Origin of the sequence: Actinophytocola sp., from assembly GCF_036002505.1 — a bacterium.
Lineage (GTDB): Bacteria > Actinomycetota > Actinomycetes > Mycobacteriales > Pseudonocardiaceae > DASYTH01.
This window is the reverse complement of the sequence record NZ_DASYTH010000472.1, coordinates 21,378-30,736: the sequence shown is the minus strand read 5'-3', so window position 1 is coordinate 30,736 and position 9,359 is coordinate 21,378. Positions and strand designations below refer to the sequence as shown.

Here is a 9,359-nt window from a genome sequence, read left to right as displayed (position 1 = left end):
ACCCCGAGCCGCCTAAGTCCCTGGCATTGACACTCAATGACAGCAAGGGTCCCTTCATGACATCAACCTCGCACCACAGCAACACCCCCAGCCACACCCCCAGCCGGTCACCAATCCGCACGGCTGGTTGGACGGGTCATCGCAGGTCACCGGCGCGAAAACGGTCGACCAGTGCACCGAGGCCCACGCTCACGTCCAGGCTCAAGTCCCTGGCATTGGCATTCAACGACCCGAAGCGTCCTTCAGGGCATGTCAACCCGCGGGTGCCGCAGCCCCGGATGGCCCTCCGGCAGCGCACGCTGGAACACGTATGCACTCACCGCGATCACCGCGGCGATCAGCGGCCAGGAGAGCGCCACCCGGGCGACACCCAGCGCGACGACCGCGCCGGTGAGCCAGAGGACGCCGAACACCAGCATCCGCAGCACGTACTGGCCCACCCAGATCCAGCTGGCGCGGGAGTAGGCGCGGAGCAGGGCGGGGTCGCGGCGCCAGCGGGTCTTTTGGCCGAGGATGGTGCCGACGACGAGGCCGAGCAGGGGCCAGCGGATGAGGATGCTGACCGTCCAGGCGAGCGCGCTGGCGACGTTGAGCAGGAGCTGGACGAGAAAGAAGTCCTGGGCACGGCCGGTGTAGAGGGCGATCAGCGCGCCGCCGGCGACCGCGCCGAGGCTGGCGAGCATGCCGGTGACGCGCTGGCCGCGGACGACCCGGATGCCGCCGGCGATCGCGCCGACGACGAGGGCGGCGGCCGTGCCCCACCCGATCGAGCGCCCGGAGACCAGCCAGCCCAGCACGAACGCCACGGGCGGGAAGCTCGCGTCCAGCGCGCCTCGGCGGCCGCCGAGCAGCTCGCGCAGCGAGGCCGGTGCCTGTGGTTCGGTTGACGGCGTGGTCACCTCTCAAAGCCTGCCCGATACCGGAGAAGTTAGGTAGGGCTAACCCGCTGACGAGCGCCCTTGGGGGGCGGTTACAGTGCCCGGGCTCGGGGTGTTTCCGAGGCCGGAGTTGGCGCGGGCGCGCACTCCAAACCGGGATTCACGTTACAGGCGATCGTGCTTCCGGTGCGGTACAGCGACTTCGACGCCGTCGTGGTGGAGGAGATGTGCGGGGCGCACCTCGGCGCCGGCGCGCAGGCGGCGACGATCATCACGTCGGTGAGCCAGGGCGGCAGCGCCAGCTTCGAGCTGGAGTTCCACAACGGGCGCAACCGGGCGTCGCAGTGCTCCGGATGTGGCGCGATTCCGGGCAACCGCAACGAGTTGGGCGGCGGCGGCACCTACACGACCCGGTCAAGCCGGCGTTCCCGACCAACCAGGTGAAGAGCCAGTTCACCACGACGTCCCTTCCGGTGGACCGGATGCTGACCGGTCCGGCCATTGTGGACACCCGGGTCGACGAGAAGGTCAACGGTGGGGCGTCGGCTCCGCGCGCGGACGGGCCGACCGTCGGATCCACGGCGGTGCAGGGAAGTGGCGGCGGTTACCTGTCCAATGAGGTCGCCTACCGGGTCACCCGGCTCCGCGACGGGCTGCGCCGGCGGTGCCGCCGGTCTCGCTCTCCCTCGACCGGACCACGTACCGGGAGGGCGACGTGCCGAGCTACACGGTGACCGGTGAGCCCGACAAGGTGCTCCAGTGGACGAGCACCCCCAACGGGAACCTGACCAGCGAGGTGGAGGCGACGTACAGCAGGTCGACGAACGCCGCCGGGGTCTGGACCGGCACCGGCCCGGCCTGGACGACGGCGCAGGTCGGCTCGTGGCTCACGTACGTGCGGGTCAACGGCCGGCTGGCGCAGTTCGCGTTCACCGTGACGCCCTGATCTCGGGCGGCCCTGGTCACTGCCGCAGGGCGGTGACCAGGGTTTCGGTCAGGCGGTGGGTGAGCCGGGCGTTGTCGGTCGGGGAGAGCGTGGTCCAGTCCTCGCCGTCCGGGCCGCGGAGCGAGGTGGTGGTGTAGCGGCCCTGGTCGGTGTCGAAGAAACCGATGCCGGGTAGGCGTTGGATCTTGCCGTGCTCGTCGCGGAGGAGCACGCCGATGGTGCCGGCGCGGATCAGCGGGCGTTCCAGGACGGCCTGCAGGAAGCGGAGTTCGGTGGCGTGATCGGCCGGGCGGGTCGCGGTGCTCAGCACGCCGCGGGCGGGCGCGGCGCGGTGCCGGCCGGCGCGCGGGGCGGGCTGGTCACCGAGCAGCGAGGCCGGCAGGGAGATCGACTGGCCGGGCCCGGAACGGTTGGGCGGCAACAGGTTCACGATGGAGCCGACGATCTGGGTCTCGCGCAGCACGGACACCGTGACGAGCCGGCTCTGCACGGCGAGCACGGCATTCTTGCCGCGCGCGCCCACCACGGCGCGGATCGGTTGCGGATCCTCGAGTCGCGCCAGGGCGACCAGGTCGATGCTGATGTTCGGGGCGGCCAGCAGGCGCAGCGCGGTGGCCAGGCCCGAGGTCGGCCGGCCGGAATGGGCCAGGCCGCGGCTCTCCAGCTGGCCGTACACGGCGGTGCGGATGCGGGCGCGTTCCTCGGCGGTGTCCCCGTAACCGGGCACCTCAAGAGGGAACGGGATCGCGCCGAGCTTCAGGTCCTCCCACAGGATGTCCACCGCCGGCAGCGAAAGCTCTGTGTTTTTTTGGCTCGCTCCGCTCGCGTGAGCGGGCCTTGATGTGGTGTCTTCCCTCCTGCGCTGCTCGGTCGCTCGTTCCTCTCTCCCTGCGCTGCTCGTCAGTCCAGACACCACCGGCCCACTCATGTTTCGCCGATCACTGGAGGCGCGGTCACCGCGTTGGAGCCGAACATGCCGTGGGTCTCGGGTTCGAGCAGATACTCCGGGCGCTTCGGTTCGGGTTTCTCCAGGGTGCCGGCCGGGTCGTTCGCCGTGTCGCGGCGGGGCGCCGGTGGTGGAACCGGCGGCTGGGCCGGGCCGAACCCAGCCGGGCCGAAACCTCCGGGCCCGAAACCGGAATACGGCGCGTCGCCGAAACCCGGGGCGGGTGTGGTCGCGCCGGTGCCGATCGGCGCCGAACCCTGAATCGCCGCGGCGGGCCCGACACCCGGCGCCGCCGCACCGCTGGGCGCGGTCGCACCGGGGTTCGCGGCGGCCGCGGCGGTCGTGGTGGGGTCGGGAGCCGGTGGGTAGGGGGTGGAGTGCACCGTGGTGGTGCGGCCGGGGTGCGGGGTGCGCGGGCGGGGCGGGCCGACGACGTCGGTCTGCGGGGTGAGCTCGGGGCTCTCGGTGAGCGACGGGGGCGGGCGGAACGTGGGGACGGAGCCGGCGGCCTCGCCGAAGGTGCGGTCGCGGTCGCTGACGATCCGGATCGCCTCGGCGTGCGCGGCGTCGTGCTTCTGCTTCTGGGCGTAGATCCGGTGCGACAGCGCGGCCATCTCGAAGATGTTGCCGCTGGCCGCGGCGTCGCGGATCATCTGCGCCGGGTCGTACGGGACGGGCGGCGGCATGGCGGTCTTGGCCGAGCCGGCAGCATCGCTCTGGGTGCCGATGGCGTCCGCGGCGGCCCGGTAGGCGGCGCCGGTTTCCTTGGTCCACCGGGCGATGCGGGCGAGTTGGGCACGCATGGCGTCGGCCGCCTCACCGGTCCAGCCGGGCTCGGAGCTCAGCATGGCCCGCTGGAACAACTCGGTGGCCTGGTCGAACCCCTCCGCGAGGTCGCCCCAGCTCTCCGCGATCGCCGTGGAGCCGGCCGGGTCCGCGGCATCCGTCATCGCCTTGAGCGCCTCGTGGCTCTGCGCCTGGGCGTTCATGCTGGGGCTCGGTACCTGCCGCCCGTGCTCGCCGACCATCTCGACCCCTCTACGTCACCGGCCCGCTCCGGCATTGGTGATCGTTCTCGCGTTGCTCTCGTCGGTGTTGCGGTAACTCTCCATGCTCTTCCGCACCGCGTCCTTGAGCAGCTGCAGCTCGCCGCCGAACCTGGTCAGGACCGCGAGCGCGGAGTCGGCGCCGCCGCCGGCCAGGGCCTGGTTGAACGCGCCGACCTCGGCACCGAACCCGCCGCCCAGCGGAGTCCTGACCGACACGTCCCGGACCTGGCGCGCCATTCGTTCGGCGAGGTCCTGGACCTGGTTGAGGAACTTGAGGGTGGTGTCGCCGGTCCTGGCGTCGACCTTCAGCGCGCCGGAGGCGGCCGCGCCGTAGAGAACGTCCAGCGCCTTGCCGGCCTGGCCTTCGGACGGATCGACGTACACCGGTGCTCCCCGTTGCGTGATCGGGTGCTAACACTCAGCAGGGTACCTACGAGTTGTGCCGGCAGGCGATCGGTTGACCGAACTCACCGTCGAGCAGGTCAAGTGCACTCGAACGGACCAGCCCAGGGCACTCACGGTGGCGAATTTCTTGACAAAGATGTGGCAACGGCTCTGGGCCGAGCGCCCGACCGTCCCCGATAGGATTCGCCGCGAACATGGGGATCACCGACCAGCCGGACGAGTGTGCCGACGCGGCCGCGTCGTATCGGCGAAAATTCGACTGGCCGTGCACCGCGGCCGGGCACGCCGTCTGGACGCTCGCTGGCGAGGCACTGGACGCGGTGGACGTGCCGGAGTTCTTCGGGCCCGGCATCGTCGACGTGCTCCGGCACCGGCCGCTCGCCGTCATCGAGGTGCCCGGCGAGCCGGAACGCTGGCGCTTCCTGGTGCGCCCGGGCGCGCCCCGGCCGCACCTGCTGGCGCGGGAGCTCGCCCGGTACGGCGCGGTGCACCGCAAACACGCCGAGGTGATCGAGCTGCCGCCGACCCGGACGCGCGCCGGGGAGCTGCGCTGGCTCGCCGGACCGGACGCCGCCGTCCCGCCGCTGCCCGAGGTGGCCGGCGCGCTGGCGGCGGTCGTACTGGCCGAGACCGAACGGTCACGCGCCGAACAAGGCCGCGCGCGGCGGTAACCAACGGTGGCGTAGGCCGGCCGCGGTTAGGCATCCTTGAGTATCGGACTATGGGGTAGGCCAACGGATGCTTGAGGGAGGGCCGCCGTGGGAGGCTCGAGCAGTTGGATCGCGATCGGGGACAGCTTCACCGAGGGGTTGAGCGACGAGGCCCCGGACGGCAGCTACATCGGCTGGGCCGACCGGCTCGCCGGTGTGCTGGCGGCGCGCGACCCCGAGTTCCGGTACGCCAACCTGGCGCTCCGCGGCAAACACATGGCCGGCATCGTCGACGAGCAGGTTCCCGTTGTGCTGCAAGAGAAGCCGGACCTGGTGACGATGTGCGGCGGCGGTAACGACATCGTCACGCCCGGCACCGACGTGGATGAGATCGCCGGCCTCATCGAGCGCGCGGTGATCGACATCGTCGGCGCCGGCAGCCAGCTGGTGATGTTCACCGGCCCGGATCCCAAGCCGCAGCCAGTGCTTCGCCGGGTCCGCGGCAAGGTGGCCATCTACAACGGACACCTCCGCGCGATCGCCGACCAGCACGGCGCGATCCTGGTCGACCTGTGGGCCATGGACGTCCTGCGCGACCGGCGCGCGTGGAGCGAGGACCGCCTGCACTTCTCCACCGAGGGTCACCGGAGAATCGCCCTGCGCACCGCCGAAGTCCTCGGCCTCCCGCGCACCGCGGACTGGCGCGAGCCCTGGCCGCCCGCTATCCCGGTCCCCTGGCTCCGCGGCCGGCAGGCCGATCTCATGTGGACCAAGACCCACCTGCTCCCCTGGGTGCACCGCCAGATCCGCGGCACCTCGATGGGCGACGGACTGCAACCGAAGCGCCCCGTCCTGCAACCGTTCACCGACCCCATGATCGCGGAGAACCCCACCGCGGTGGCCTGAACCAGAGCGACCTGGGAAAACACACCGGCCGGCGCACTCCCCCGAGGCGCCGGCCGGTATGTCACGGGCAGCGCACCCCCACGTTGGTAGCGCCGCCCCGGGCGCCTTGACCCAGAAGCGCCGGGCGCAGCCTGCCAGGTCACCCGGTTGGACCACTAACTGTTCACTAACTCCCGGCGAGTAACTCTGGGTTACACGCCGGCGAGGTGGAACCCGGCGAGCCAGAGATGCGGGCCGGTGAGTCCACGTGAGCCGGACGAGACGTCGCTGACGATCCGGGCCAGCCGCAGCAGATCGTCCTGCGCGCCGGCGGCGGCGCCGGCTTCGGCGATGGCCATGAGGTTGGGCCATTCGCGTTCCAGCCAGGTGGCGGCGTCCTGGGCCGACTTCAGCACCGGGCACTGGGTGTCCGGGTAGTCGGGAAGGTCGGCGTCGCGTTCGGCGGCGGCCGGGTTGAGCAGGTTGCGGGCGGTGCCGGCGGCGAGCAGGTAGTAGCGCAGCAGCCGGCGCAGGCCGGCGGCGCGGTCACCCTCGGCGAGCTCGGCGGCGGCCAGCTCGCCGGCGTAGATCCGGACGAGGTCGTGCATGACGAACACGTCCCGGCTGATCTCGGTGACCACAAAGGACGCCGACAGGTCGCGCAGCCGCTTGCGGGCGTCGGCCACGTCGGTCGAGCACAGCGCGGCGACCGCGTGCGGACCCAGCCACGGCCCGGGGAACAGCCCGGCCAGGCGGAACGTGCCGGCCAGGGCGGGCTGCAGGGCACGGTAGGTGACGTCCAGCGCGGCCCGCACGCTGGTGTCGGTGCCCTCGACGTCCAGCGCGCCGAGCCGGGTGTGCTCGTCGGCCAGCTCCTCCACCAGGTCCCCGACCGACCACTGTGGACGCGCGGCCAGCCGGGCGCCGACGATCCGCAGCGCCAGCGGCAGGTGGCCGCACAGCTCGGCCAGCCGCCTGCGCAGCGCCGCCTCACCGCCCTTGATCGGCGACCCGGCGGTCTCCTCGATCAGCCGCTCGGCCGCCTCGGCGTCCAGCGTGTCCAGCACCAGCATGCGCGCGGCGAACCCGGCGACCAGCCCGTCCAGCCGGACCCGGCTGGTGATCAGCACCAGCGAGGAGGTGCCACCCGGCAGCAGCGGCCGGACCTGCCCGGAGTCCCGGGCATCGTCGAGCACGACCAGAATCCGCCGTTCGGCCAGCAGCGACCGGTACAGCGCGGCCCGTTCGCCGGCGTCCACCGGCACGTCGTCGGGCCGCACCCCCAGGGCGAGCAGGAACTGGGCCAGCACGTCGGCCGGCTCCACCGGGGCGTGCCGCAGGTCGTAGCCACGCAGGCCGGCGAACAGCTGCCCGTCCGGGAACCGGTCCACCGCCTGGTTGGCCCAGCGCACGACGAGCGCGGTCTTGCCGACGCCGGCCGGCCCGACCACGACCCCGAGCCCGGTCGCCTGTTCGTCCACAATGGACGGTAATTGGTGGAGCCAGTTCTGCTCGCGCTCGCGCCCGCAGAAACCGGACGGGGACACCGGGAGCTGAGCCGGCGCGACCACCCCGATCCGCGGGCTGAGCGACTCGGCCTGCGGGTCCAGCAGGGTCGTGTCGTCCCGCAGGACCCGGGCGTGCAGCGCGCGCAACTCCGGGCCCGGCTCGATCCCCGAATGCGACGCGGCGAGCTGGGCGAACCGCTGGTAGGCACCCAGCGCGGCGGTGCGCCGCCCGGACCGGTACAGCGCAAGCAGAAGCTGGCCGACCAGCCGCTCCCGGAACGGATGCTCCTCGACCAGCTGGGTCAGCTCACCGATCACCTCGTTGTGCCGGCCCAACTCCAGGTCCGCCTCGACCCGCCCTTCCAGCACGGTCAGCCGCAGTTCCGACAACTCCGGCGCGGGCACCCGGCCGCCGATGTCGGCGAGCTCCGGCCCCCGCCACAGCAGCTGGGCCCGGCGCAGCAGCTCGGCCCGCCGCACGGCCGGCGCCCCCCACGCGTCGGCCACCAGCTTGCGCGCCACGGTCACGTCGATGAGCTGCTCGTCCACCAGCAACTGGTAACCGGGCGGGTTGGTGACGATCCGCACCAGGCCGGTCGGGTCGACGGTGGCCAGCCGCTGCCGCAGCCGCGAGACGTAGCCCTGCACCATGGTCCGCGCCGACTCCGGCGGCTCGTGCGCCCAGAGGACGTCGACGATCCGGTCCAGCGCCACGACCTGGTTGGGCTCCAGCAGCAGCATGGCCAGCAGCCCACGCATCCCGGCTCCGCCCAGCGGCACCGGACGCTCGTCCAGCAGCACCTGCACCGGGCCGAGCAGGCGGAAACGGAGACGGATGGGTGCACGCATCGGGCCGGACACCTCCGGTGAGCCCATGCGCTACCACCCCCAGTTCACCCAGCCTCCCACTGCCGGGTCCGGTTGCTTAGACAACTTAAGGGGAAAGCCAAGCTTACGGGACGTGGTAGCGAAAATTCGTCACCGCGTGTCATCCGGATGGCGTAACCCGGCCGGATTCCGACCGGGTCGGCGCCTCACTCTCCGCACGCAGGCCCGCGCACACGATGTCGATCATGCGGCCGGGTTCGCCGCCGGACTGGCGCTCCATCGCGAGGGCGCCGGCCATGATCGCTTTGAGGTCGGCCGGCGTGATGTCGGGGCGGACGGCGCCGGCCGCCTGCGCGCGGGTGAGCAGCTCGCCGAGCGTGGTCAGCAGCGCGCGGGAGGCGGCCAGGATGGCGTCCCGGTCGACGCCCGCGCTGACGGCCAGGGTGTCGAACAGCGCCTTGTCAACCGAGCCGGCCTCGATCATGCAGCGGAAGTAGGTGAAGAACGCCTCGCCCGGATCCCCGGTCGCGGTGTTCGCGGCGAGGTCGGTGAGGCGCTGGATGCGGTCCAGCACGATCGCCTCGAACAGGGCCTCCTTGGTCGGGAAGTGCCGGTACACGGTGCCGATTCCGACACCGGCGCGCTTGGCGATCTCGTCGATGGGCACGGCGAGACCCTCGGTGGCGAACACCTGCTGCGCGATGTCGAGCAGCCGCGCGCGGTTCCGGCGGGCGTCAGCCCTCATTGACAACCGGAGCCGAGGTTCCGTATCGTTCAAACGGAGTCACAGTTCCGATTGTAGGGGGATTCATGAGCACCGCGCGGGAGCTTCTGGAGAGCGCGCACCGGCGGTTCCTCGACCGCGACCTGGACGGCGTGGTCGACCTGGTCGCCGAGGACGTCGTCATCGAGAATCCGTTCGCCCCAGAGGGTTTCCCGCGGCGTATCGAGGGGCGGGAGAGCTTCCGGGCCCGGCTGACCGAGCGGTTCGCCGGCAGCGGAGTCGTGTTCGAGCGGTACGAGCCGGTGACCGTGCACCAGACCGCCGACCCCGACGTGATCATCGTCGAGTTCGAGCTGCACGGGCGGGTGCCCAGCCTCGACCGCGCGTTCTCCCGGCAGTACATCCAGGTGCTGCGGGCGCGCGACGGGAAGATCGCGCACTGGCGGGACTACTTCAACCCGGCCCAGACCTGAGTCGGGGATCGGCCGCCGATGTTTCCGCGCCGAGCAGCGCAGGGAGCGAGGAACGAGCGACCGAGCA

At 71.8% G+C, this 9,359-nt stretch carries 11 protein-coding genes; 5 read left to right on the top strand and 6 right to left on the bottom strand.

The annotated features are described in order from the left end of the window. Positions 1–242 precede the first annotated feature (242 nt). Positions 243–899, bottom strand: coding sequence for a DUF3159 domain-containing protein (locus VGR06_RS41705; protein ID WP_327564786.1), 657 nt, complete (start codon positions 897–899; stop codon positions 243–245). A 165-nt stretch (positions 900–1,064) separates the two neighbouring features. Here VGR06_RS41705 and VGR06_RS41700 point away from each other — a divergent pair, with 165 nt between their 5' ends. Beyond that, on the top strand, positions 1,065–1,322 hold the full coding sequence (locus VGR06_RS41700; protein WP_327564785.1) for a hypothetical protein: 258 nt from the start codon (positions 1,065–1,067) through the stop codon (positions 1,320–1,322). Between the two features lie 220 nt (positions 1,323–1,542). Further along, on the top strand, positions 1,543–1,824 hold the full coding sequence (locus VGR06_RS41695) for a hypothetical protein (protein WP_327564784.1): 282 nt from the start codon (positions 1,543–1,545) through the stop codon (positions 1,822–1,824). Positions 1,825–1,840: 16 nt separating this feature from the next. Here VGR06_RS41695 and VGR06_RS41690 read toward each other — a convergent pair whose 3' ends face one another. The 3 genes from VGR06_RS41690 to VGR06_RS41680 all read right to left on the bottom strand — a co-directional run bounded on the left by VGR06_RS41690 (position 1,841) and on the right by VGR06_RS41680 (position 4,203). Beyond that, positions 1,841–2,605 carry an ESX secretion-associated protein EspG gene (locus VGR06_RS41690; RefSeq protein ID WP_327564783.1) on the bottom strand — a complete coding sequence of 255 codons (765 nt, stop codon included), beginning with the start codon at positions 2,603–2,605 and terminating at the stop codon, positions 1,841–1,843. 143 nt (positions 2,606–2,748) lie between these two features. Then, positions 2,749–3,798, bottom strand: coding sequence for a PPE domain-containing protein (locus tag VGR06_RS41685; protein ID WP_327564782.1), 1,050 nt, complete (start codon positions 3,796–3,798; stop codon positions 2,749–2,751). 15 nt (positions 3,799–3,813) lie between these two features. Then, complete coding sequence (locus VGR06_RS41680; RefSeq protein WP_327564781.1) at positions 3,814–4,203, bottom strand: hypothetical protein; 390 nt, start codon at positions 4,201–4,203, stop codon at positions 3,814–3,816. Positions 4,204–4,418: 215 nt separating this feature from the next. Here VGR06_RS41680 and VGR06_RS41675 point away from each other — a divergent pair, with 215 nt between their 5' ends. Beyond that, positions 4,419–4,895, top strand: coding sequence for a hypothetical protein (locus VGR06_RS41675; protein WP_327564780.1), 477 nt, complete (start codon positions 4,419–4,421; stop codon positions 4,893–4,895). An 87-nt stretch (positions 4,896–4,982) separates the two neighbouring features. Continuing rightward, entirely contained in the window at positions 4,983–5,780 is a 798-nt protein-coding gene (locus VGR06_RS41670; RefSeq protein WP_327564779.1) for an SGNH/GDSL hydrolase family protein, read from the top strand. Between the two features lie 191 nt (positions 5,781–5,971). Here the strand turns inward: VGR06_RS41670 and VGR06_RS41665 are convergent, their stop codons facing one another. Next, positions 5,972–8,116 carry an AfsR/SARP family transcriptional regulator gene (locus VGR06_RS41665; RefSeq protein ID WP_327564778.1) on the bottom strand — a complete coding sequence of 715 codons (2,145 nt, stop codon included), beginning with the start codon at positions 8,114–8,116 and terminating at the stop codon, positions 5,972–5,974. Between the two features lie 139 nt (positions 8,117–8,255). Continuing rightward, complete coding sequence (locus tag VGR06_RS41660) at positions 8,256–8,840, bottom strand: TetR/AcrR family transcriptional regulator (RefSeq protein WP_327564777.1); 585 nt, start codon at positions 8,838–8,840, stop codon at positions 8,256–8,258. A 65-nt stretch (positions 8,841–8,905) separates the two neighbouring features. On the opposite strand from VGR06_RS41660, the gene VGR06_RS41655 reads away from it, so the two are divergent. Continuing rightward, on the top strand, positions 8,906–9,292 hold the full coding sequence (locus VGR06_RS41655; protein ID WP_327564776.1) for a nuclear transport factor 2 family protein: 387 nt from the start codon (positions 8,906–8,908) through the stop codon (positions 9,290–9,292). Positions 9,293–9,359 lie beyond the last annotated feature (67 nt).